Source organism: Pseudomonas sp. AC136 (assembly GCF_979258585.1).
This window is the reverse complement of the sequence record NZ_OZ409865.1, coordinates 3,671,893-3,696,227: the sequence shown is the minus strand read 5'-3', so window position 1 is coordinate 3,696,227 and position 24,335 is coordinate 3,671,893. Positions and strand designations below refer to the sequence as shown.

Sequence of the window (24,335 nt, the reverse complement as noted above, 5' to 3'; positions counted from 1 at the left end):
CGCACAATGCGCGCCGCGCAGGTAGCAAAAAGCCGGGTTTCCCCGGCTTTTGCCTGTCTTCACAATGTTACTTGCGCTTCATCGACTGGAAGAACTCGTCGTTGGTTTTGGTCGCCTTCAGGCGATCAAGCAAGAACTCGATAGCGGCGATTTCATCCATCGGGTGCAGCAACTTACGCAGAATCCACATGCGTTGCAGCTCGTCTTCGGCCGTCAGCAACTCTTCGCGGCGCGTGCCGGACCGGTTGATGTTGATGGCTGGGAAAACACGCTTCTCGGCAATGCGACGGTCCAGCGGCAGCTCCATGTTGCCGGTGCCTTTGAACTCTTCGTAAATCACTTCATCCATCTTCGAACCGGTTTCAACCAGCGCGGTGGCGATGATGGTCAGCGAGCCGCCTTCTTCGATGTTTCGCGCCGCACCGAAGAAACGTTTCGGCTTCTCCAACGCGTGGGCATCAACACCACCGGTGAGCACTTTGCCGGAGCTTGGAATCACGGTGTTGTAGGCGCGCGCCAGACGGGTGATGGAGTCGAGCAGGATGACCACGTCTTTCTTGTGCTCAACCAGGCGCTTGGCCTTTTCGATCACCATTTCGGCAACCTGCACGTGACGGGTTGGCGGCTCGTCAAAGGTCGAAGCAACCACTTCGCCGCGCACAGTGCGCTGCATTTCCGTCACTTCTTCCGGGCGCTCATCGATCAGCAGAACGATCAGATGGCACTCAGGGTTGTTGCGGGTGATGTTGGCCGCGATGTTCTGCAGCATGATCGTTTTACCGGCTTTCGGCGGTGCCACGATCAGACCGCGTTGACCCTTGCCGATAGGGGCACAGAGGTCGATAACACGGCCGGTCAGGTCTTCAGTTGAGCCGTTGCCGGCTTCCATGATCAGGCGCTTGTTGGGGAACAAGGGCGTGAGGTTTTCGAACAGGATTTTGTTCTTGGCGTTCTCGGGACGGTCGAAGTTGATGGTGTCGACCTTGAGCAACGCGAAGTAACGCTCGCCTTCTTTGGGCGGGCGAATCTTGCCAACGATGGTGTCGCCAGTGCGCAAATTGAAGCGGCGGATCTGGCTAGGTGAAACGTAGATGTCGTCCGGACCGGCCAGGTAAGAAGCATCGGCGGAACGAAGGAAGCCGAAGCCGTCCTGGAGGATCTCCAGCACGCCATCACCGGAGATTTCCTCGCCGCTCTTAGCGTGCTTTTTCAACAGGGAGAAAATCACGTCCTGCTTGCGCGAACGGGCCATATTTTCTATGCCCATCTGTTCGGCCATTTCGAGCAGTTCGGTAATCGGCTTTTGCTTGAGTTCAGTCAGATTCATATAGGAATGACGTATTCGAAAAGGAGGGGAAATAAGCGCTTAGCTTATGAGGCCGGACTGCGGAGAACGCAGCATGATCGCCTGCTTGTTTATCGATAGGTATCGAGTAGGAATGCGTCGGCGACGGCTTACAGAGAGCAACGGAGGAACCGTTGCGAGGCCGAATGTACCATCGGCTTTACGGAGCGTCTAGTGCTGGCGCAATGAAAAAGCCCCGCATAGGACGGGGCTTTCAGGCGCAAAGGAGAAAATCCTTACGACTTAGATGTTGCTGTCGAGGAACGCAGCCAGCTGCGATTTCGACAAGGCGCCTACTTTCGTCGCTTCGACCGCGCCATTCTTGAACAGCATCAGGGTCGGGATACCACGCACGTTATATTTAGGCGGAGTGTCCTGGTTCTCGTCGATGTTCAGTTTGCAGATTTTCAGTTTGCCTTGGTAAGTCTGGGCGATCTCGTCCAGAACCGGGGCGATCATTTTGCACGGGCCGCACCATTCAGCCCAATAATCGACCAGAACCGGGCCATCAGCCTGGAGCACATCCTGTTCAAAGCTGGCGTCGCTGACGTGGGTGATGAATTCGCTCATGGAAACTCTCCAGGGTCGCAAGGATGTAAAGTGGCGCCATCATAGCCCGGCTTTGCCAACACCGAAAGCGCCGACCGATTGAGCTTCGCTATCATGCTGCGCGCAAATACTGATCGCCCATTGAACTTAAAACTGCCGCCGTTGCTCCGTTTCTATACGCCTGGCGCATGACATTGGTCATAAATACGACGTACAGCACCGGCATACTGCGCGGCCAAAACCTTGTCACCGCCCGACCTGCGGCTATAAAGAACAACTCCAGCATCGACATCACACACTGCCGAATTGCCCGTCGCGTTGGCGCAATCGCCTGATCGTGGCACGATGTCGCGCTACAGCTCTGAGACCATCACACCATGCCGCAAAGCCCTGCCAAGCACTTCTCCATGATCGCTGCCATCGACCTTGGCTCGAACAGCTTCCATATCGTTCTGGCAAAAGCCGATCACGGCGAGATCCGCATTCTGGAGCGCATGGGCGAAAAGGTGCAGCTGGCCGCCGGGATCGATGAACAACGCGAGCTGAATGAAGAGGCCATGCAACGCGGCCTCGACTGCCTGCGCCGCTTCGCCCAACTGACCAACAGCCTGCCGCCCGGCGCGGTGCGCGTAGTGGGCACCAATGCCTTGCGCGAAGCTCGCAACCGTTCGGTGTTTATCCGCCGCGCAGAGGAAATTCTCGGCCATCCGGTGGAGGTGATTTCCGGGCGCGAAGAAGCGCGGCTTATTTATCTCGGCGTCTCCCACACCCTGGCCGACACCCCCGGTAAACGCCTGGTGGCCGACATCGGCGGCGGCAGCACCGAGTTCATCATCGGTCAGCGTTTCGAACCGCTGCTGCGCGAAAGCCTGCAGATGGGTTGCGTCAGCTTCACCCAACGATATTTCCGCGACGGCAAAATTACCCCTGCCCGCTACGCCCAGGCTTACACCGCCGCGCGCCTGGAGTTGATGGGCATTGAACACAGTCTGCGCCGCCTCGGCTGGGATGAAGCCGTGGGCGCCTCGGGCACCATTCGCGCGGTTGGCCTGGCCATCAAAGCCGGCGGCCACGGCAATGGCGAAGTGACCGCCGAAGGCCTGGCGTGGCTGAAGCGACGCGTGTTGAAACTGGGCGAAGCCGACAAGCTCGACATGGACGGCATCAAGCCCGACCGCCGCGCCATTTTCCCTGCGGGCTTGGCGATTCTCGAAGCCATCTTCGATGCCATGGACCTGCACACCATGACCCACTCCGAGGGCGCGCTGCGTGAAGGTGTGCTGTATGACCTGCTGGGTCGCCATCACCACGAAGATGTTCGCGAGCGCACCCTGAGCGCGCTGATGGAGCGTTACCACGTCGATCTGGAACAGGCGCAACGCGTCGAGGCCAAGGCACTGGAAGCGCTTGATGACGTCGCGGCCTCCTGGGGGCTTGAAGATGAGTGGCACCGCGAGCTGTTGAGCTGGGCCAGTAAAGTGCACGAAGTGGGGCTGGATATCGCCCACTACTCCTACCACAAGCACGGCGCTTACCTGGTCGAGCACTCGGACCTCGGCGGCTTCTCGCGCCAGGACCAACAGATGCTCGCCCTGCTGGTACGCGGCCATCGCCGCAATATTCCCAAAGACAAGTTCGGAGAATTCGGTGACCACGGCGTCAAGCTGATGCGCCTGTGCGTGCTGCTGCGCTTTGCCATCCTGTTCCACCACATTCGCGGAACGCAGGAAATGCCCAAGGTGAAGCTGCGGGCTAGCGACGACACCCTCGACCTTGAGTTCCCGGATGGCTGGCTAGCCGCCAACCCGCTTACCCAAGCGGACTTTGAAGCCGAAGCCGAGTGGCTCAAACGCATCGGGCTAACGCTCAGCGTGCGCTGAGGAGTTAAGCCACGAAAAAGCCGCTCAATTGAGCGGCTTTTTCTTGTGCAAAATTATCGAAGCCAAAGCCCCTCCCACAACAAGCAGGCTCCTGTGGGAGAGGCTTCAGCCTCGATGTTTACGGCCAGTGTCAACGCACGCTAAGCGGCGGATTGGTCAGTTTCTCCAACAGCCCAGCCTGCGCGCTGCGCGGGTTCTGGTTGCCGGTCGGGCTGGAGCGAACGTAACGGCCGTCCGGCTGCAGCACCCAGCTTTGAGTGTTGTCGGTCAGGTACGACTCCAGCTCTTTCTTCACCCGCGTAACCAACTTTTTGCCTTCGACCGGGAAGCAGGTTTCCACGCGCTTATCCAAGTTGCGCTCCATCCAGTCCGCGCTCGACAGGTAAATCTTCTCGTCGAAATCGTTGAGGAAATAGAACACGCGGGTGTGTTCAAGGAAGCGGCCAATGATCGAGCGCACGTGAATGTTGTGCGACACACCGGCGATACCCGGACGCAGGCAGCACATGCCGCGCACCACCAAATCGATGCGCACGCCGGTCTGGCTGGCTTTGTACAACGCGCGAATAATTTTCGGATCGGTCAGCGAGTTGAACTTGGCAATGATGTGCGCCGGCTTGCCTTCAGCGGCCAGCGCGGTCTCACGGGCGATCATGTCCAGCAGGGTTTTCTTCAGGGTGAACGGCGCATGCAGGAGCTTTTTCATGCGCAAGGTCTTACCCATGCCGATCAGCTGACTGAACAGTTTGGACACGTCTTCGCAGAGTGCGTCGTCAGAGGTGATCAAGCTGTAGTCGGTGTACAGACGCGCGTTGCCGGCATGGTAGTTACCGGTACCCAAATGGGCGTAACGCACGATCTCACCGGCTTCGCGGCGCAGAATCAGCATCATTTTGGCATGGGTCTTAAAGCCCACCACCCCGTAGATCACCACCGCTCCAGCGGCCTGTAACCGGCTGGCCAATTGCAAGTTGGATTCCTCGTCAAACCGCGCACGCAGTTCGATGACCGCCGTGACTTCCTTACCGTTACGGGCGGCGTCGACCAGCGCATCGACGATTTCCGAGTTGGCGCCGCTGCGGTACAGCGTCTGTTTGATAGCCAGCACGTGCGGGTCTTTGGCGGCTTGGCGCAGCAAGTCGACCACCGGGGTAAACGATTCAAACGGGTGCAGCAGCAAAATGTCTTGCTTGCTGACCACGTTGAACAGGTTGTCGCTGTTTTGCAGAAGCTTGGGAATGACCGGCGTAAAGGGCGCGTATTGCAGCTCCGGGTGGCTGTCCAGACCGGTGATGCTGAACAACCGCGTCAGGTTGACCGGGCCGTTAACGCGGTACAGCTCGCTTTCGCTAAGGCTGAATTGTTTGAGCAGGTAGTCGGCCAGATGCGCCGGGCAGGTATCCGCCACTTCAAGGCGCACCGCGTCACCGTAGCGACGGGAAAACAGCTCGCCGCGCAGTGCGCGCGCCAGGTCTTCCACGTCTTCGGAATCGAGGGAAAGGTCGGCGTTTCGCGTCAGCCGGAACTGATAGCAACCCTTCACTTTCATGCCTTGGAACAGGTCGTCCGCGTGGGCGTGAATCATCGACGACAGGAACACGTGGTTATCGCCAGGCCCGCCAACTTCTTCAGGCACCTTGATAACGCGCGGCAACAGGCGCGGTGCCGGAATAATCGCCAGACCGGAGTCGCGGCCGAAGGCATCGATACCTTCCAGCTCAACAATGAAGTTCAGGCTCTTGTTCACCAACAACGGGAACGGGTGCGTCGGGTCAAGGCCGATGGGCGTGATGATCGGCGCGATCTCGTCGCGGAAATAACGGCGCACCCACGCTTTGATTTTGGTCGTCCAGTAGCGACGACGAATAAAGGTGATGTTGTGCTTGGCCAACTCGGGAAACAGCACGTCGTTAAGAATCGCGTACTGGCGGTGCACTTGGTCGTGCACCAGCGTGCTGATCTGCGAAAGCACTTGGTGCGGCTGCAAGCCATCGGCACCGGCTTGTTCGCGGGCGAAGGTGATTTGTTTCTTCAGCCCGGCCACGCGAATTTCGAAAAATTCGTCGAGGTTGCTAGAGAAGATCAGCAGAAACTTCAGCCGCTCCAGCAACGGGTACGACTCATCCAGCGCCTGCTCCAGCACGCGGATATTGAACTGCAGCTGCGACAGCTCGCGATGGATATACAAGCTGCTGTCATCCAACCCTGGAATCGGCGGCGGCGCTGGTGCGGGCTCAGGAGCAGCGGCAATCGGCTCTTCGTGAGCCGGTTCGTGCGCCGGCTCAGCGACGGGCTTGTCAGTGGACGATTTGTCAGTGCCCGATTTATCGGCGCTGGCTTTTTCAGCTGCTGCCTTGGGCTCGGCCGCCTTTTCGGCACTGGCCTTGTCGACGCTGACTTTTTCAACGGCCGCTTTTTCCGCCGCCTTGCCGCTCGCGGCCTTCTCGATCACTGCCTGTCCCGCAACGGCTGAGTCTTTCAGCTCATCCGCTTTGCTGAGTCCTTCGCTGTTCATTACGTATTCCCGAACGGGCTCACTGCCCTTGTTTTAATAGTTGCGCCGCACGCACGGCGAAGTAGGTCAGGATGCCATCAGCACCGGCACGTTTGAACGCGGTCAGCGATTCCAGAATCACGGCCTCGCTGAGCCAGCCGTTCTGAATCGCAGCCATGTGCATCGCGTACTCGCCGCTGACCTGGTAGACAAAGGTGGGTACGCGGAATTCCTCCTTCACCCGGTGAAGAATATCGAGGTACGGCATACCTGGTTTAACCATGACCATGTCGGCGCCTTCAGCCAGGTCGGCGGCCACTTCATGCAGCGCTTCGTCGCTGTTGGCCGGGTCCATCTGGTACGACGCTTTGTTGGCCTTGCCCAAGTTCAACGACGAGCCGACCGCGTCGCGGAACGGGCCGTAATAGGCGCTGGCGTACTTGGCCGAGTAGGCCATGATTCGCACGTTAGTGTGGTCGGCCAGCTCCAGCGCTTCACGGATCGCCTGAATGCGGCCATCCATCATGTCCGAGGGCGCAACGACCTGCGCGCCCGCGTCAGCGTGGGACAACGCCTGGCGCACCAGCGCATCGACGGTGATGTCGTTTTGCACGTAACCGTGCTCATCGAGAATGCCGTCCTGACCGTGGGTGGTGAACGGGTCGAGGGCGACGTCGGCGATCACGCCCAGCTCCGGGAATTTTTCACGCAGCGCGCGAATGGCGCGTTGGGCGATACCGTCAGGGTTCCAGGCTTCACGGCCGTCGAGGGTTTTCTTCTCGGCAGGCGTCACCGGGAACAGCGCCACCGCAGGAATACCCAAGGCCACCCAGGCTTCAGCTTCCTTGAGCAGCAAATCGATAGACAAGCGCGCCACGCCGGGCATCGAGCTGACTTCTTCGCGGGCGTTTTCGCCGTCGAGCACGAATACCGGCAGGATCAGGTCATCAACGGTCAGCACATTTTCGCGCACCAGGCGGCGGGAAAAATCGTCGCGGCGATTACGGCGCAGGCGAGTGGCGGGAAACAAACGATTGGCGGGGGTAAAGCTCACGGCAGACTCCTGGGCCCGCACAGGCGGGCTAGCGTGACAGTTATAGGCGTCCATTATGACCAAAGAATGACACTTGCTGGCAGCTATGTGACCGCGCGCCGCAGCCGACGGCCATGAGCCTATGAATAGACTAAGGGCTTACGCGTCACGCTTTCCCCTGACGCGCCGTCAGGTTAGGCTGCGCGTTCATTTCGCCGTGCACGCTGACGATGCTCCAACAATTCCTGCAGGACTTCGGTTACCTCGCCTTATTTCTTGGCACCTTTTTCGAAGGCGAAACCATTCTGGTCTTGGCCGGCTTCCTCGCGTTCCGCGGCTACATGGACATCAACGCGGTGGTGGTCACAGCCTTCTTCGGCAGTTATGCCGGCGACCAACTCTGGTACTACCTGGGCCGCAAACATGGCCGCCGTTTACTGGCGCGCAAACCGCGGCTGCAGAAGATGGGCGACAAGGCGCTGGGCTACATCCAGCGTCATCCAGACTTGTGGGTACTGAGCTTCCGCTTTGTGTACGGCATGCGCACGGTGATGCCGGTGGCGATCGGTTTGTCCGGCTACCCGCCGCTGCGCTACCTCATCCTCAACGGTATCGGCGCCATCGTCTGGGCCATGGCGCTGGGTTACGCCTCGTTCCATTTCGGCTCGGTGATGGAAAGCATTCTGGGCAACGTGAAGAAATACGAGCTGTGGGTGCTCGGTGCGCTGCTGCTGCTCGGTGCGGCGCTGTGGTTGCGCCGCTACCTCAAATCCCGCAAGGGCTGATTACGCCGCCACGGCGCGAGCCGGCCGACGACTTATCATCAGCAATGCCACAGCGCTGACAGCGCTGTACCCCAACAGCACGCCCCAGCCCCATGCACTCATCGGCAGCAAACCCGCCTCCTCCGCCAGCCATAAAGCCGGCGCATTGAGCAGCAAGCGAAGCGCCTCCAGGCCCATCGCGTACGGACGGTTTTCCAGCCAGACACCCAGCACATACAAGCCAAACGCCATCCAGGCGCAACTGGCGAGCAGCACGCCCAACGCTTGCGTGTCGCCATTAGCCAGCAAAAAACCGCCCGCCGCGACATACCCGACAAATTGCAGCGCGACATATACCTGCTCGGATCGACGCAGCGGCACATGAAATTTCTCGAAGCCGGCGAGATCGGTCTTGGCCAGCGGGTAGCTCGCAGCCACATCGGCCGGTCGCCAACCGGTGCGCATAAACCAGATGCGGCCTTTGTCCCACCACGACCCGGCCCTAACCGCGTCACGCCAGAGCACCGCATAGAACTGCAGATTGGCCCACAGCGGATTCCAGCTCGCCAGCGGCGTGGTCACGCCGAACACCACCGGTTCCTCATCCAATTCTTCCTGGAATGTGCCGAACAGACGGTCCCACACGATGAAAACGCCACCGTAGTTGCGGTCCATGTACACCGCGTTCTGAGCATGATGCACGCGATGGTTCGACGGCGAGATAAACACCCACTCGAACCAGCCAAGCTTGGGAACGTGCCGCGTGTGAACCCAGAATTGATACAGCAGATTCAGCGCGGCGACCGTCAGAAACACTACCGGTGGAATGCCCAACAACGCCATCGGCAGATAAAAGATCCAGCCGAAAATCCAGCCCGTACTGGTCTGCCGCAATGCGGTGGAAAGGTTGTATTCCTCGCTCTGGTGATGCACCGAGTGCGCCGCCCACAGCACGTTGCGCTCGTGACCCAAGCGGTGATTCCAGTAGTAGCAAAAATCGTAGAACACAAACGCGAACAACCACACCCACAGTTGCTGCGCCGACAGCTCCAGAAATCCCCAGTGTTGCCAGGCAAACGTATACGTCAGCAACCCCACCACTTTGGTGAGCAAGCCAACGGTCGTCGACAACACACCCGCGCTAAGACTGTTAATGGCATCGGCCAGGCGATAGGTGCGAACGCCGCGCCAACGATCAGCCAGCAGTTCAAGGGCAATCAGCAGAAAGAAAAAAGGAACCGCATAGAGGACGTAATTCATGACTCACCCGTCTTTATTTTTGTTCGGTCACTTACGGGACCAGAGGGTGATGCTAGCGCCGAGGCTTGTAGTACCTCGTACCGTCGGGTGACAACACGAGCGGCATTTGACGACAGAAGCCTCTGAAACCGGTTGGCGCTCGGCAAAAATGACAATTTCATAACGCCGTTTCCTGCAAACTGCGGTCCAAACTTTTACCAGCCGGGCAGCGACGGCAGGTCGAGGGCGCCAAGCATTAACAGGCGCCCGGAACCCGCCGCTGCGCCACGTGCTAAGGGCCGCACGCTCGGCCAACCCATCGAGGAAGGGGAATCGCCATGCACAAAAAAGTCGCTGTAATTCTTTCTGGCTGCGGCGTCTACGACGGCGCGGAAATCTACGAAAGCGTGATTACCCTGCTGCGATTGGACCAGCGCGGCGTCGACGTTCAATGCTTCGCGCCCAACATCACTCAACACCATGTCATCAACCACCTGACCGGCGACGAAATGCCGGAAACACGCAACGTGCTGGTGGAAGCGGCCCGCATCGTGCGCGGCGAAATCAAAGACGTGCGCGAAGCCAGCGCCGATGAGTTCGATGCGCTGATCGTTCCTGGCGGCTTCGGCGCTGCGAAAAACCTTAGTGACTTCGCCGTCAATGGTGCGCAGCTGACCGTGCAGCCCGACGTGCTGGCCTTGGCGCAAGCCTTCGCCGCCGCGAACAAACCGGTCGGGCTGATCTGTATTGCACCGGCGATGGCCGCGAAAATCTTCGGCCCCGGCGTGATCTGCACCATTGGCAACGATGCCGACACCGCCGCCGCACTCGCCACCATGGGCGCTAAGCATGAAGAATGCGCCGTTGATGACATCGTCGAAGACCCGCAATACAAGCTCGTCACCACCCCCGCCTACATGCGCGCTCAGTCGATAAGCGAGGCCGCATCGGGCATCAACAAGCTCGTAGACCGCGTGCTTGAGCTCAGCAACAGCGAGGCCTGATTCGGTCGGTCCCACCTCACACGCTCCCTAAAAGGCCAGGACGGCCCCCAAAAACAAGGACGTTTCGCTATGCCACTCTTCCACGCCCGTGGTTTTTCCCTGACCGAGCTGCTGATCATTCTTTGCCTGGTGGCAATCGTCAGCAGCATGGCCTTGCCCAACCTCAATCAGCACGTGCAAAACAACCGCCAAGACAATCTCCGCCACAGCCTGCAAAGCCATCTGAAAACCACGCGAAGCGAAGCCATCAGCCTGATGCGTCGCGTTGAACTGTGCGGGTCCAGCACTGGCCAGCAATGCGATCACGCCTGGAACCAAGGCTGGTTGATCCGCGACGTAGCGACCGGCTCCACGCTCGCCTACACCCGCCAAGCCGAGCCCGCAAAAGGCGGCGGCCGCCTACGCTGGGCCGGAACGGGCGCCTCCAGCCAAACCATTCTGTATCAGGCCAACGGCACCACCGCCGCCAGCAACGGGCGCTTCATTCTGTGCGCTGGCGACGACACAGTGGTCTGGCAACTGGTCATCAACCGTCAGGGTCGCGTCCGCCATAACAGCGGTTTGGAAGCGGGTCAGAACGACGGCGCGCTGTGCCGCTGAATGCACCTTGGCTGCCCAAGACCTGAGCAATCGCTAAGAGGCTTCCTACGGGGGAAATGCAACCAGCCGGCATTTCCGCTCAGCCATTGGTAAACAATCGAGACGCCCGCCGGAGCTGACCAGCATCGGTGCAGCAAGGAGCTACACCTCGATTACCACTGGCACAGGGAGCGCCACGATGAACAGTCCATGGAAGGTTTCAGCAGCCACTCGCAACTCACCACCTCGCCCATCCCCACTTCTTGGGTTTAACGCATCAGGCTTCAGCCTGGTGGAAGTGCTGATAACCGCCTTACTGATCGGCATCGGCATGCTTGGCATGGCCGCCCTGCAAGGCCGGGCGATCGCCTATACCACCGAGACTGTGCAACGCACCACGGCGGCCATGTTGGCCAACGACATGCTGGAACTGGTGAGGGCCGCCCCAGACCACTGGACCCGCTACTTGCAAGCGGGCCTACCGCAGCCGGGAAACGCCTCGACGTGCCGACCCACGCCGACCCAACCGGCCGCACAGCTGGGGTGCTGGCTAAACGAAGTCGCCACGCTGTTGCCCGGCTCCAAGGACTTGCCCAACGGCACCTCCCACGTATGCCACGCCCCAACGCCCGGCACATGCGCAGCAAGCGGCTCGGTCATCGAAGTACAGGTGGCCTGGAAGGGCTCGCACGGTGAGTGTCTGGGCGCCGAAACGTACTGCCACCACCGCATTCGCAGCCAATTGTAGGAGTGCGCAGCATGAGAACAATGCAGCGTGGACTGTCCTTGGTTGAGCTGTTGGTAGCCCTGGCTATCGGCTCGTTTTTGATGCTCACCTCCGCCCAGGTCGTGATCGACAACAAACTCAGCTACCTCTTCCAACGGGCCCAGGCCGACAACCAGAACAACGCCCGTTTCACCATGCAATGGCTGGACAGGCAACTGGCCAGAACCGGGTTCAAGCGTCGGCCGGAGCAGACCATGGAGGCGGCTTTCCCGGCACTCGATGAAGCAGGTTCCGGCGTGCCAGGCTGCGTATTCGCCGCCGGCCAGGTGGTCGTTTCGGTAAACGCCAAAACCCTGTGCATCCGCTATCAACCCAGCGACCGGCAGGAACTCGACTGCCTGGGCAATAGCCGGCCAGCCAACACGGCGAGCCTGGCCATTCCGTATGCCGAACCGGTGGAAGCGTATGTCGAGAAACTGTCCATCAATGCCACCCAGCAACTGATGTGCACCAGCAAAGACGGCACCGCCACGCTGATCGAAGGCATCACCGATGCTCGCTTTGATTTCGGTGTAGCAGCACCCGGCGCGCTCGACGTTCTGGCCTACACCGCCACGCCTGCGTCTAACGACTTGGTTCGCAGCATTCGCTACGCGGCGCTTATGAGCGCAGCAGTGCCCGGTGGCACGGCAGCCAGCAACGCTCTGGCCTGGCGCTATTGGTACGAAAAGGACTTCCCCGCAGCGCCCACACTGCGGCTTTACCAAGTGGTGAAAGGCACCGCCACTTTAAGGAACGTCCTGCCATGAACCCCACCGACGAGCGAGGCAGCGTGCTGTTGATAACGCTGATTTTAATGGTGGTGGTTACCACGTTAGCGGTGTCCGGCGTTCACGATATCGCCATGGAAACACGCACCCTCACCCGCGACCTGGAGCAGCAACGCTTGCTCAACGCCGCCGAAGCCGGGTTGCGCGAAGCCGAGCGCCACATTAACCAGGCACTCGGCCCCCTACCAACGTGCGGCACGCAGCCATGCTTGCAAGGAATTGCCAGTCATAACGGCGTAGATTTTTCAGCAGCCACTCCCTATCAGGCGGCGCTGGGTCCGACACGCACCGGGGCCACTGCGCGCTGGTATATCCGCCAAATACCTTCGGCTAGCCAGCAGCCGGCCGAAGTTTCGTATGGCGACACCGCCAAGGCCGGCGGTACGTATTACTACGAAGTCAGCAGCCAGGCGTTTTTTGCGCACTTGGTATCGCCCAACCTGCCCCTTCATAACAACTGCGCGGTTGCGGCCATTTGTTTGCGTTCCGTCGTGGCGCGCACCTTTCTGGACGGCCGACCATGAGCACTTTTCATCTGCGATTTACCGCATGGGTACTTGCCGGGCTCAGCGGTCTGTTTGCCTCCAAAACCCTGGGCAACGGTGACGACTATTTCCGGAACCGGTTATGTATCCGTCCGCCCACGTCCACCAGCATGGTGACCTCGCTCGAACCCAGCGTCCGCTACTGGACGCACTTCAACCCTCTGAACTGGTCGGGCGAGCTGAGCAAAGAGCGGCTCGCCGCGGCGACGCCAGGCACGACACTGTGGCGCGCCAGCGAACACATGCCTCGGCCGCGCCGCCTACTACTCGCCGGCAGCCATGGACAATCTGGACTTAAAGATTTTCGTTGGTCAGCGCTTAATGAGGAGGAACGTGCGATGCTAAATCGTGGCGCCGATGGCGAGCCCGACGGATACGGCGCCGCCCGCGTGGCGTTGCTGAGCGGCGAATCATGCGAGGGGCTGGACGGTTGCGCGCTGCTGCGTCCGGGTTTACCCGAACTTGGCGACATCATAAATTCAGTCCCGCTGTTGGTCGGCTCGCCTGATCGTGTAGGCAAGGTCATGGACAGCTACGACGGCTCGCTCGGCGCATATGCCGCGTTCAGGGCCACGCCACGCCGAGCTCAAGTGTATGTGGGCGCGAATGACGGCCGGCTGCACGCATTCGATGCCGCGACGGGCGAAGAACGCTGGAGCGTTGTGCCCTCGGCGATATTGCCCAAGCTCGTAACATTGACGGCGGCCACCTACGGCATCCACCACGGTGACCCGCACCGTTTCTTCGTTGACGGCCCTTTAATTAGCCAGGACGTTTATTACGAAGGCGCTTGGCACACCGTTCTGCTCGTCAGCTTTGGCGCCGGCGGACGCGGGTTGCTGGCGCTGGATGTCAGCGACCCGAACCGGCCTGTTCACCTGTGGGAATACAGCGCCAGTAACGACCCGCATCTGGGCCATGTGTTGACCGCACCGACCATCGCCCGCCTGCATACCGGGCAGTGGGCCGTCGTTCTGGGCAACGGGGTCGACGTGCCAACCGATACGGCTGCCCTGCTGTTGCTCGACATTCGCACTGGAGCGCTTATCCGCCGAATCGTCACACCCCGACCAGCGCCCGGTCTGGCCATGCCGCGAGTGGTCGACACCAATGGCGATGGCAACGCTGATTACGCGTACGCCGGAGATAACCTCGGCAACCTGTGGCGTTTCGACTTATTCGATACAAGCGTGGGCGGGCTGGACAAGCCTGCGCCGCCACACACCGTCAGCCCCGACAATTTCCGCCTGGCGTTCGCCGGCACCCCGCTGTTCAGCGCACCGACACGTACGAGCGCCTCGGCTGCGCAGCCAATCACGATGGCGCCGTCCGTAGTCAGTCACCCTTCAGAGCAGGGTTACTTGATCCTGTTCGGCACAGGGCAAAACCACCTGAGTCCAGATGTCGACCAGCACAGCTTGTATGCCGTTTGGGACCGCCAAACCCAAGGTGAAAAAACCTCGGCTGCCGACGCTGTGCGTTTCGAGTCGCTTCAGGAACAGCAGATCAGCCCACCGCTGCGCTTAACCAACCATGCGGTGAGCTGGCAGCTTCCTGACGCTGCGACTGGTGACAAACACGGTTGGTATATCGAACTGCAACCCGGCACCGCAGGGGCCGGCAGCGAGCGCCTGACTGATCCGCCAGAGAAACATGGAGAGTTGCTGTTTGTGCGCACCCGCATCCCGTCCATTGCCCCCTGCCAGCGCGACGTCGAGCGCCGCCTTTACGCGATCAACTCAGGCACCGGTAGCGGCGCGCTGTTCCCCGTGTTTGACCTGAATGACGATGGCCGGGTAGACGAGCAAGACACACGAGAGGGTGACCTGCCCTCTGGTATCAACGTTGACGAAAACGTGCACATCGTCGTCGACCCTACGACCGGCGCGCCGTGTGTGCTGGGTAATAACGGCTGTGCATCGATTTCTCTCGGCCCTCGTGCGAACGGGCGGCAAAGCTGGAGGGTGATCACCGATGTCACACCGTGAACCAACCCTCGCGCGACGTTTCGCCGGCTTTAGCTTGTTGGAGCTGATGGTGGTGCTGACCATCATGGGCCTGCTGTATGCCTTCGCAATGCCGCAGTACCGCCAATACGTGCTGCGCACTAATCGCACCGAGGCGCAGGCTCTGCTGGTCGACACGGCTGCTCGCCAGGCCCGCTATTACGCGCAAAACCAGCTGTACGTCACCACGGTGGCGTCGCTGCGCGAGCTGCAATTGCCCCACACCGACGGCGACGTTGTGCTGAGCGCCAACGGCTTGTACCGCTTAATCGTCGAGCCGGGCGACGGCGGCTACCTGCTGCGGGCGGAACCGACTGGCACGCAGCAGGCAGACTCTGCTTGCGCCTCGCTGCTGCTGAACGGCGCAGGCGTGACCGGCTCGACCGGCACGGCCACCCCGCAGGAATGCTGGAAGTAATGGCCAAAACGTCCCTACAACGGCGATGGCGGATGCCGGCGGCTTGCGGCAGGCTAAGCCCCACACCTTGGAGCGAACACGCCATGCCCGACTCGACATTCGAACTCACCCCGGAACTCAAGCAAGCCGTGCAGAGCTTCTTTGAGCGCATTCCGTTTAATCAAATGCTGGGGATACGTATCGACGATCTCTCCACCGAGCAGGTGTTGATGTCGTTACCGATGCAGCCGGGGCTGGTGGGCAACTTTGTTCACGGCATTCTTCACGGCGGCGTGATCTCGGCTTTGCTGGATGTCACCGGCGGTGCCATGGCCTTGATCGGCGCGTTTGAGCGGCATCAGAACCTGGGCACTGCCGAGCGTATGGAGCGGTTGTCCAAGCTCGGCACCATCGATTTACGTGTGGACTATCTGCGGCCGGGACGCGGTGAGCACTTCGTCGCCAAAGCCGTGCTCCTGCGCTCCGGCAACAAAGTCGCGGTGGTACGCTCGGAACTGCATGCCGACGATGGCACGCTGGTGGCGGTGGGGACGGGAACTTACCTGTGCGGATAACGGGATCAAAACGCCGTTTAGCGCACGCTGTCGGAGCCGACCAAAAGCGTGGCGTCCACTCGTGCCGCCCTTTAAGATGCCGAAAAATGGCAATGCGCCACTATTGATGGCCGTGCCGCCTAATCTTGGTTGGAGCTTGTGATGCCCTTGCTGCACTTCCTCGCGGACATGCCGGCCAACCAGACGGTCCTCCTCGACTGCCGACACGATCCCAGCCTGGTGTTATTGGCCTATCTGGTCGCCAGCGCCGCCGGTTTCACTGCCCTGGCCATGGCCAATCGGGTGAGCAGCAGCCGTACCATGGGAGGACGCGAACTGTGGCGCTGGATCGGCGCCTTCGCTCTGGGCGGCGGTATCTGGTCGATGCACTTTATCGCCATGCTGTCCTTCAGCGCGCCGCTGCACATCGGCTACAACTTCCACATCACCCTGCTCTCGCTGCTCATCGCGGTCGCCGTGTCGTATGCGGTGATGTGGGTGATCAGCCGCAAACGGTTGGCGCCATGGCAGTACGTGGCGGCCGCAGTCACGGCGGGCGTCGGCATCGCCACCATGCATTACAGCGGCATGGCGGCCATTGAGTCTGCCGCCACGCTGTACTACGACCCCACGCTGTTTGCCGTGTCGATACTGATCGCCATCGGCGCTTCGCTCGCCGCCCTGGTGCTGGCGTTCTATTTTCGCGGCAAGACTGGCGAGCGCGCACACTGGCTGCGCATCCTGGCCAGCCTGGTGATGGGCGGCGCGATTGCCTCAATGCATTTCACCGGCATGGCCGCCATGACCCTGGCCGTGCCGTCAGACCTGTATGCCCACGTGCTGCGCCCCGTGGCGGAAACCGGCGAGCAAACGGTTCTGGCTGTGTCAATTGGCCTGATTGCGCTGATGATCATCGTCGCCGGCATTGGTGCCAGTTGGGCCGACCAGCGCCTGCGCGAACAACACGCCAAGTTGCGCCAGGTGGCGCAGGAACTGAACGCCGTTACGCAGTACGACCCCCTGACCAACCTGTTCAATGGCCGTGCGTTCACCCAGTTGGCCAACCGCGCATTGGGCGCCGTAGAGCCACAGCAGCGTTGGGCGCTGCTGTTTATTGATCTGGATAATTTCAAACGCATCAACGACAGCCTCGGCCACGCTACCGGCGACCATTTGCTGCAACTGGTTGCCCAGCGCATTCGCTCCGCGTTGGGTGGCGAGGATGTACTGGCGCGTTTTTCTGGTGACGAGTTTTGCGTGCTCGCCCGCGTTGAGCACGGCTACCAGGCTGAACAGTTAGCCAGCCGCATCGTCGACCAACTGCAAACGCCGTTCAGCCTGGCCTGCGGCCAGATTACCCAAACCGCCAGCATTGGCCTGAGCCTGTTCCCGCAGGACAGCGCCGACTACGACGCCCTGTTCAAACACGCCGGCCTGGCCGTGGGCTATTGCAAGCAGAACGGGCGCAACCGCAGCCTGCGTTTTAGTCCGGATCTGGAGCGCCGCGCCCATATGGACCTGACGCTGGAGCAGGACTTGCGGCGCGCGCTGAACGAAGACGGGCTTCACGTTCACTATCAGCCCATCGTCTCCAGCGAGACCGGGCAGGTGATGAGTCTCGAAGCACTCGCGCGCTGGGATCACCCGGAACGCGGCGCCGTCAGCCCGGAGGTGTTCGCGCCGCTGGCCGAGCAGCATGGCTTTATCGTCGAACTGGATTTGTGGGTGGCCGAACGCGCTTGCCGCGATTTGATGGCGCTGCGCAAGGCTGGCTTCCCCGAGTTGCGCGTGGCGTTCAACTGCTCCGCCCTAAACCTGTCGAACCGGGCGCTGCCTGCCGCCATCGGTCACATTCTGGCGCGCACCGGACTGGATTCTTCCGGGTTGGTGATGGAAGTGACCGAGAATGCGCTGATGAACAACCTCAATACGGCGGTCGAAATACTCGAAGAAATCCGCCGGCTCGGGGTGAAAATTTCCATCGACGACTTTGGCAGCGGCTATTCCTCGCTGGCCTACCTGCGCAAGTTGCCGGTTAACAGTCTGAAAGTGGATCGCTCGTTTATCCGTGAAATTCCGGCACAACCGAACGACATGGCGATTACCGCCGCGATTATCGCCATGGCCCACAAGCTCCAGTTGAAAGTAGTCGCTGAGGGCGTAGAGACCGAAGAGCAGTTGGACTTTCTGCGCGCCAACGACTGCGATCTGATTCAGGGCTATCTGTTCAGCCGCCCCCTGTCGATGGAGGCGCTGCAGCTGTGGCTGACGCCGCCGCAAGCCTCGCCTCAGCTCAGCGCCTGACGACTCAGGCGCGTGAGAATGCGGTCCAGGCTGTTGGCGAATGCCTGCTTTTCGCGCTCGCCGTAAGGGCCTTGCCCGCCGCCAACCTGGCCTTGCTCACGCAGGTCGGTGAATAGATTCCGTACGGCCAAACGCTCGCCCATATTGCCGGCATCGAACTCGCGGCCTCGGGGGTCCAGCGCTGCCACGCCCTTTTTCACCAGGCGGTCGGCCAGCGGTACGTCGCTGCAAATAACCAAGTCACCCGGCGCCGCGTGTTCGACCAGGTAGTCGTCGGCCGCATCCGGGCCGCTGGGCACCACGATCAGCCGCACGCAGGCAAACGCCGGCTTGGTCTGGCTTTGGCCTGCAACCATCAGCACCTCGAACTGGCGTTTCAAGGCGAACTTGACCACCTGATCTTTGGCCGCTTTGGGACACGCATCGGCATCGATCCACACGCGCATACAACACTCCTGCCATTCGAAAACGAAAACGGGCGAGCAGTGTGACACTGCTCGCCCGTTCGCCTAACCGCTGCGTTTAGCTGGCGCTAGCCGCCTGCTCACGCTGGCGCGCCGTGACGAAACTGCGGCCATAGAGCAAGGCGATGGCGATAAGAGCAATCGCCTGCGCCGACAACGAGTAAAGATCGGCATGAATACCCAGCCACTCGAATTCGATAAATGGAACCGGGTGCGTGCCGAACACGCCTGCTTCTTGTAGCGCTTTTACGCCGTGGCCAGCGAACACTACCGACAGCGCGCAAAGCAACGCGGCGTTGATGCCGAAGAACACGCCCAGCGGCAGACGCGCCGAACCGCGCAAAATCACCCAGGCCAGGCCGACCAGCAGCACACACGCCGTGGCGCCACCGGCCAACACCGCCGTGTGCCCGGCTGGACCGGCCTGCAGCCAGAGGGTTTCGTAAAACAGGATGACTTCGAACAGCTCGCGGTACACCGAGAAGAACGCCAGGATGGCAAAGCCGAAACGCCCGCCGCCGCCCACCAGGCTGCTCTTGATGTAATCCTGCCAGGCAGCAGCGTGACGACGGTCGTGCATCCACACGCCCAGCCACAACACCATCACGGCGGCGAACAACGCCGTGCAGCCTTCGAGCAGTTCACGCTGTGCGCCGCTGACGTCGAACAGATAAGCCGCCGCCGCCCAGGTGAACACGCCAGCCAACATCGCCAAGCCCCAACCAATGTGCACGCTACGCTCGGCCGATTGCTGACCGGTGTTGCGCAGGAACGCGAGGATGGCAGCCAGCACCAGAATCGCTTCCAGGCCTTCGCGCAGCAGAATCAACAGCGCCGAGATAAAGCTCAGCGACTGGCTCAAGCCATCGCTGCCCAAGAGCTTGGCCGACTCCTGCAGTTTGGTTTTGGCGAACTCGAGCTTCTGTGCAGCCTGGGGCAGTGGAAGGCCGTCTTGCAGCGATTGCCGATAGGCCATGAGCGCTTTTTCGGTGTCTTTGCGTACTTGCGCGTCGACGTTGTCGAGCGAGCTTTCTACCAGCTCGAAACCTTCCAAATAGGCAGCCACCGACAGGTCGTAAGCCTGGTCGTGATCACCGGCACCGTACGCAGCGAGACTCTTGTCCAGGGTGACGCTGGTGTAGTCGAGCAGTTGCTGCGGACCACGTTGCACCACCGGAGGCTGTGCGCGCTGACTGCGGAACAACGCAGCCGCCGGTTCGCCTTGGCTGGCAGCGATCTCGTCGGGGGTTTGGCGAGCCAGTTCGGCGAGGTCGAAGGTTTTCCCTTTCGCGCCGTCGGCAGCCGGGGCTGTTTTCGCCGCGCTGAAGCTTGCGATGTACACAGCCAAGTCCCAACGCTGGCGCTCATCCAACTGGTCAGCAAAGGCCGGCATGTCGGTGCCTTCGATGCCCAGGGTGGTGGCGCTGTAAAGGTCGTACAGGCTGAGGCGACCGAGGCGTTTGGCATCCGTCAGGTTTGACGGCGCAGGCTCCAGGCCGATGCCGGCGGGGCCATCACCCAGCCCGGCATCACCGTGGCAGACCGCACATTGCTGCGCGTAAATGGGTGCGCCGCGGGTGGGGTCCGGCGTGATCACCGGTGCCTGGCTAACTTCGTAAGCCGCTGCCACCTGGGCGCTGAGCTGACGCGCCTGACGGCTCACCGTGGCGGGTTGTTGCTGCTTGGCCATGGCGTCGTGCAGGGCTTGTGCGCCTTGCTCGATGTCACCGCGCTGCGGGCGCGCCGGCAGGGCGACGATCAAGCCTTGCAGCGTGCTCAGGGCATCAAGTTGTTTTTGGTAGCCGTCGGCGTTGATGACCTGTCCGGCATTCACCGAATCGGCATAGTCGGCGCTGATGTAATCCAGCAAATGTATGGCTTGGGCGGTTCCTTCCACCGGGTCAGCGAATGCGTTCAGGCTCAAAAGAGACAACAGCGAGAGGAGGCATAACAACACGCGGGAAGAGGTAAACATGATTCCATCCCAAATAAGAATGGCTGACATTGTTACCTTCCTATCGTTCTCACTCAAGCCTTGTAACAAAGCTTTTCGTAATCGCGGTGATTAGGAATTTGCGGAATTCGAGTACGTAGAAGCGAAAAGGGCGCGATCCGCTTGAAACGCGCCTGCAAAAAGCATAAGACAGCCTTAGCTCACCGCTCGGCGGACGCTAGCCAGCAACCCAGCCGCGCCAATGAACAGCGCACCGAACGTGCGGTTCATCACCCGCTGCTGACGTGGCGTGCGCAGCAAGCGCAGCACGCGAGACGCCAAGCCGGTGTAGCCCGCCATGACAATCAGGTCGACCGTAATCATGGTCGCGCCCATGGTCAGGTACTGCATCAGCTGCGGGGCTTTGGGGTCGATGAATTGCGGCAGCACCGCCAGCATGAACACGACGGCCTTGGGGTTGCTGACGTTCACCAGAAACCCGCGCAGCACCAACGTCAATGGACGACCAGAAGGACGCACCGCCGCTTCATCCGCCAGGTCGCTTGGCAGCGCGCGCCACTGTTTGATTCCCAGGTACACCAGGTAAATCACGCCGAACCATTTGATCAGGCTAAAGGCCAATTCCGATGCCGAGAGAATCGCACCGACGCCCGCAGCGACAATAGCAATTTGCACGGCCAGGCCAAGCTGCAAGCCCAAGGCGTTCCAGTAGCCGCGCCAAAACCCGTATTGCAGGCCGGCCGACATCGAGGCGATTGCGCCTGCGCCAGGGGAAAGACTGATTAACCAACAGGCCACGAAAAACGCCAACCAGGTTTCGAGCAACATGGCTGCGAACCTCAGAGATAGGGGGGCGCTTACGGTAACGCGCTGTGTGATGACTGACTAGCACAGTCACCACACAGTTGAGGAGCACAGCGCCGTTTAGGCGTCCGGGCTGTTCTTGCGCAGTTGCACGGCGTCAACATTCTTGCTGGCCGCCCGAGCCCGGGCGGTGCGCATTTTGATGTTGATGGCTTCTACCGCCAGCGAGAACGCCATGGCGAAGTAGACGTAGCCTTTTGGTACATGCACTTCGAAGGCTTCGGCGATCAGCACGGTGCCGACCACGATCAGGAACGACAGCGCGAGCATCTTCAGCGAAGGGTGCTTGTCGATGTATTCGCTGATGGTGCTGGCGGCCAGCATCATGACGCCCACGGAAATCACGATGGCCGCGATCATCACTGGTACATGCTGCACCAGGCCGACGGCGGTGATTACCGAGTCGAGGGAGAAGATGATGTCGATGATGGCGATCTGCGTGATGATCCCCATAAAGCCGTACACCTTGCCGCCGGCTTTGGCCTCTTCTTCAGCGCCTTCAAGGCCGTGATAAATCTCGGCGGTGCTTTTGAACAGCAGGAACAGGCCACCAAAGAACAGAATCAGGTCACGCCCGGAAATGCCTTGCTCGAACACGGTGAACAGATCCGTGGTCAGGCGCATCACCCAGGTGATCGACAGCAGCAACAGAATTCGGGTGCCCATGGCCAGGGCTAGGCCGAAGAAGCGTGCTTTGGGTTGTTGCTCGATCGGCAGTCGGCTGACCAAAATCGAGATGAAGATGATGTTGTCGATGCCAAGGACGATTTCCAAAGCGGTCAAGGTCAGAAACGCGACCCAGATCTCTGGACTCATTAGCCATTCCATAGTGTTGCCTCAAAAGGGGTAAGTGGTGGTCCGTCAGGTTCTTTGCTTTCAGTCGACTTGGGCCAGTTGTTGCTCGAGGCTTTCCAGGTGTTCCAGCGCCAGCATCCAAGCCTCTTCCAGCTCGCCTTCACGGACCTTCATTTTGGCTTGTTCGGCAAGAAGATCGCGCAATTCGTCTTTACGCGATGTTTCATAAATCGCCGCATCACCGAGTCGCTCTTGAACCTTAGCGAGCTTTTCGTGCAGCAGCCCCAGCTCTTTTTCCAGCTTTTCTGCTTCACGCTTGTGCGGCGCCAGTTGCTGACGCAACGCAGCAGCGGCTTGGCGTTGGGCGCGCTTGTCGGTCTTGTCACCGGCCGGCGCGCTGCTGCTGACGGGCGCCTGGCGCGCACGGTAGTCGACGAGCCAACGCGCGTAATCTTCTAGATCGCCATCGAACTCCTGAATGCGCCCTTCGGCGACCAGCAGGAATTCATCGGTGGTGCTCTTGAGCAAGTGGCGATCGTGAGACACCACCACCACGGCGCCCTCGAACTCTTGCAAGGCCATGGTCAAGGCCAGGCGCATTTCCAGATCGAGGTGGTTGGTGGGTTCGTCGAGTAGCAGCAGGTTAGGCTTTTCCCAGGCGATCAGCGCCAAGGCCAAGCGTGCTTTTTCGCCGCCTGAGAAATTCACTACCGGTTCGTCGCAGCGCGGGCCACGGAAGTCGAAGCCGCCGAGGAAATCGCGCAGCGTTTGCTCACGCTCAGTCGGTGCCAGGCGTTGCAGGTGCAACAGCGGGCTGGCTTTGTTGTCCAGCGAGTCCAACTGGTGCTGGGCGAAGTAGCCAACCACCAGGTTCTCGCCCCGCACAAGCCGCCCACCAATCACCGGCAATTCGCCGACCAGGGTTTTAATCAACGTCGACTTGCCCGCACCGTTTGGCCCGAGCAAACCAATGCGCGCGCCCGGCACCAGGCCGAGTTTTACTTTCTCCAACACCACCTTATCGCCGTAGCCCAGGCGGCCATCGGACAGGTTAAGCAGCGGGCTGGAAATCTTGTCGGCTTCACGGAAGGTGAAGTCGAACGGCGAGTCGACATGGGCAGCCGACAGCTCCTCCATGCGCTCCAACGCTTTGATTCGGCTCTGTGCCTGACGCGCTTTGGTCGCCTGCGCTTTGAAGCGGGCGATGTACTTTTCCATGTGCGCGCGCTGCGCCTGCTGCTTCTCATACGCCTGTTGCTGCTGCGCCAGACGCTCAGCCCGGGCGCGCTCAAACGCGGTATAGCCGCCGCGATACAGCACAAGTTTGCGCTGATCGACATGGGCAACGTGATCGACCACAGCGTCGAGGAAGTCGCGGTCGTGGGAAATCAGCAGCAGCGTGCCGGGATAACTCTTCAGCCACTCTTCAAGCCAGAGAATGGCGTCGAGATCCAAGTGGTTGGTGGGCTCGTCGAGCAAAAGCAAATCGGACGGACACATCAGCGCCTGGGCGAGGTTCAGGCGCATCCGCCAGCCGCCGGAAAAACTGCCGACCGGGCGATCCATCTGTTCATTGCTAAAGCCTAAGCCTGCGAGCAATTTGCGCGCGCGGGCATCGGCGGTGTAGCCGTCGGCAGCGTCCAGCTCGGCGTGCAGCCGCGCCTGCGCAGCGCCATCATGCGAGGCTTCGGCGGCGGCCAGGTCGGTTTGTACCTGGCGCAAACGCACATCGCCATCAAGCACATAGTCCACGGCGATACGCTCAAGGGTATCGACCTCTTGGCGCATGTGCGCGATACGCCAATCGGCTGGTAGGAAGCAGTCGCCCGAATCGGGCGTTAACTCGCCGCGCAGCAAGGCGAACAGGCTGGATTTGCCGGCGCCGTTGGCACCGATTAAGCCGGCTTTGTGGCCGGCGTGCAGCGTGAGCTCGGCGTCTTCTAACAAACGCTGCGGGCCACGCTGTAAAGTGAGGTTTTGTAGTCGAATCATAATGGCGGCGGAGTCT

The 24,335-nt window shown here is 60.6% G+C and carries 21 protein-coding genes; 11 read left to right on the top strand and 10 right to left on the bottom strand.

What is annotated here, in order from left to right; all coding sequences use genetic code 11:
- Window positions 1-67: 67 nt before the first annotated feature.
- Entirely contained in the window at window positions 68-1,327 is a 1,260-nt protein-coding gene (rho, locus tag ACZZZU_RS16400; protein ID WP_122449691.1) for a transcription termination factor Rho, read from the bottom strand.
- A 261-nt stretch (window positions 1,328-1,588) separates the two neighbouring features.
- Window positions 1,589-1,915, bottom strand: coding sequence for a thioredoxin TrxA (gene trxA, locus ACZZZU_RS16395; RefSeq protein ID WP_122449690.1), 327 nt, complete (start codon window positions 1,913-1,915; stop codon window positions 1,589-1,591).
- A 356-nt stretch (window positions 1,916-2,271) separates the two neighbouring features.
- Between trxA and ppx the strand changes: the two genes are divergently transcribed.
- Entirely contained in the window at window positions 2,272-3,774 is a 1,503-nt protein-coding gene (gene ppx / locus ACZZZU_RS16390; RefSeq protein ID WP_463384539.1) for an exopolyphosphatase, read from the top strand.
- A 130-nt stretch (window positions 3,775-3,904) separates the two neighbouring features.
- On the opposite strand, the gene ppk1 is transcribed toward ppx, so the two are convergent.
- Both ppk1 and hemB read right to left on the bottom strand, forming a co-directional pair.
- Window positions 3,905-6,289, bottom strand: a complete 2,385-nt coding sequence (gene ppk1 / locus ACZZZU_RS16385) for a polyphosphate kinase 1 (RefSeq protein WP_463551209.1) — start codon at window positions 6,287-6,289, stop codon at window positions 3,905-3,907.
- Between the two features lie 19 nt (window positions 6,290-6,308).
- Window positions 6,309-7,322 carry a porphobilinogen synthase gene (gene hemB, locus ACZZZU_RS16380; RefSeq protein WP_463551208.1) on the bottom strand — a complete coding sequence of 338 codons (1,014 nt, stop codon included), beginning with the start codon at window positions 7,320-7,322 and terminating at the stop codon, window positions 6,309-6,311.
- Between the two features lie 209 nt (window positions 7,323-7,531).
- Between hemB and ACZZZU_RS16375 the strand changes: the two genes are divergently transcribed.
- On the top strand, window positions 7,532-8,086 hold the full coding sequence (locus tag ACZZZU_RS16375) for a DedA family protein (RefSeq protein ID WP_122497447.1): 555 nt from the start codon (window positions 7,532-7,534) through the stop codon (window positions 8,084-8,086).
- Here the strand turns inward: ACZZZU_RS16375 and ACZZZU_RS16370 are convergent, their stop codons facing one another.
- Window positions 8,087-9,325, bottom strand: coding sequence for a sterol desaturase family protein (locus ACZZZU_RS16370; RefSeq protein WP_463551207.1), 1,239 nt, complete (start codon window positions 9,323-9,325; stop codon window positions 8,087-8,089).
- A gap of 317 nt (window positions 9,326-9,642) precedes the next feature.
- Between ACZZZU_RS16370 and elbB the strand changes: the two genes are divergently transcribed.
- From elbB to ACZZZU_RS16325, 9 genes are all read left to right on the top strand, one after another.
- Complete coding sequence (gene elbB, locus ACZZZU_RS16365) at window positions 9,643-10,308, top strand: isoprenoid biosynthesis glyoxalase ElbB (RefSeq protein ID WP_463551206.1); 666 nt, start codon at window positions 9,643-9,645, stop codon at window positions 10,306-10,308.
- A 69-nt stretch (window positions 10,309-10,377) separates the two neighbouring features.
- Window positions 10,378-10,908, top strand: coding sequence for a GspH/FimT family pseudopilin (locus tag ACZZZU_RS16360; protein WP_463551205.1), 531 nt, complete (start codon window positions 10,378-10,380; stop codon window positions 10,906-10,908).
- A 178-nt stretch (window positions 10,909-11,086) separates the two neighbouring features.
- Window positions 11,087-11,635: a type IV pilus modification protein PilV gene (gene pilV, locus ACZZZU_RS16355; protein WP_463551204.1), complete on the top strand. Its 549-nt coding sequence runs from the start codon at window positions 11,087-11,089 to the stop codon at window positions 11,633-11,635.
- Window positions 11,636-11,646: 11 nt separating this feature from the next.
- A complete protein-coding gene (locus ACZZZU_RS16350) occupies window positions 11,647-12,423 on the top strand; it encodes a prepilin-type N-terminal cleavage/methylation domain-containing protein (RefSeq protein WP_463551203.1) in 777 nt (258 codons plus the stop codon).
- Entirely contained in the window at window positions 12,420-12,968 is a 549-nt protein-coding gene (locus ACZZZU_RS16345) for a pilus assembly PilX family protein (protein ID WP_463551202.1), read from the top strand. The genes ACZZZU_RS16350 and ACZZZU_RS16345 overlap by 4 nt, the downstream gene beginning before the upstream one ends.
- On the top strand, window positions 12,965-14,977 hold the full coding sequence (locus ACZZZU_RS16340) for a pilus assembly protein (protein WP_463551201.1): 2,013 nt from the start codon (window positions 12,965-12,967) through the stop codon (window positions 14,975-14,977). The genes ACZZZU_RS16345 and ACZZZU_RS16340 overlap by 4 nt, the downstream gene beginning before the upstream one ends.
- Entirely contained in the window at window positions 14,964-15,413 is a 450-nt protein-coding gene (locus ACZZZU_RS16335) for a type IV pilin protein (protein ID WP_463551200.1), read from the top strand. The genes ACZZZU_RS16340 and ACZZZU_RS16335 overlap by 14 nt, the downstream gene beginning before the upstream one ends.
- Window positions 15,414-15,496: 83 nt before the next feature.
- Window positions 15,497-15,967: a thioesterase family protein gene (locus ACZZZU_RS16330; protein WP_463551199.1), complete on the top strand. Its 471-nt coding sequence runs from the start codon at window positions 15,497-15,499 to the stop codon at window positions 15,965-15,967.
- 141 nt (window positions 15,968-16,108) lie between these two features.
- The gene (locus tag ACZZZU_RS16325; protein WP_463551198.1) at window positions 16,109-18,250 is read left to right on the top strand and encodes a putative bifunctional diguanylate cyclase/phosphodiesterase; all 2,142 of its coding nucleotides are present in this window, start codon (window positions 16,109-16,111) and stop codon (window positions 18,248-18,250) included.
- Here the strand turns inward: ACZZZU_RS16325 and ACZZZU_RS16320 are convergent.
- The 5 genes from ACZZZU_RS16320 to ACZZZU_RS16300 all read right to left on the bottom strand — a co-directional run bounded on the left by ACZZZU_RS16320 (window position 18,235) and on the right by ACZZZU_RS16300 (window position 24,319).
- Complete coding sequence (locus tag ACZZZU_RS16320; protein ID WP_463536186.1) at window positions 18,235-18,696, bottom strand: YaiI/YqxD family protein; 462 nt, start codon at window positions 18,694-18,696, stop codon at window positions 18,235-18,237. The genes ACZZZU_RS16325 and ACZZZU_RS16320 overlap by 16 nt on opposite strands.
- Before the next feature lie 76 nt (window positions 18,697-18,772).
- Window positions 18,773-20,689 carry an FTR1 family protein gene (locus ACZZZU_RS16315; RefSeq protein WP_463551197.1) on the bottom strand — a complete coding sequence of 639 codons (1,917 nt, stop codon included), beginning with the start codon at window positions 20,687-20,689 and terminating at the stop codon, window positions 18,773-18,775.
- Between the two features lie 174 nt (window positions 20,690-20,863).
- Window positions 20,864-21,496, bottom strand: a complete 633-nt coding sequence (gene rhtB, locus ACZZZU_RS16310) for a homoserine/homoserine lactone efflux protein (protein WP_122497471.1) — start codon at window positions 21,494-21,496, stop codon at window positions 20,864-20,866.
- Window positions 21,497-21,592: 96 nt separating this feature from the next.
- A complete protein-coding gene (locus tag ACZZZU_RS16305; RefSeq protein WP_122497473.1) occupies window positions 21,593-22,360 on the bottom strand; it encodes a TerC family protein in 768 nt (255 codons plus the stop codon).
- Between the two features lie 48 nt (window positions 22,361-22,408).
- The gene (locus ACZZZU_RS16300; protein ID WP_463384527.1) at window positions 22,409-24,319 is read right to left on the bottom strand and encodes an ATP-binding cassette domain-containing protein; all 1,911 of its coding nucleotides are present in this window, start codon (window positions 24,317-24,319) and stop codon (window positions 22,409-22,411) included.
- Window positions 24,320-24,335: the final 16 nt, after the last annotated feature.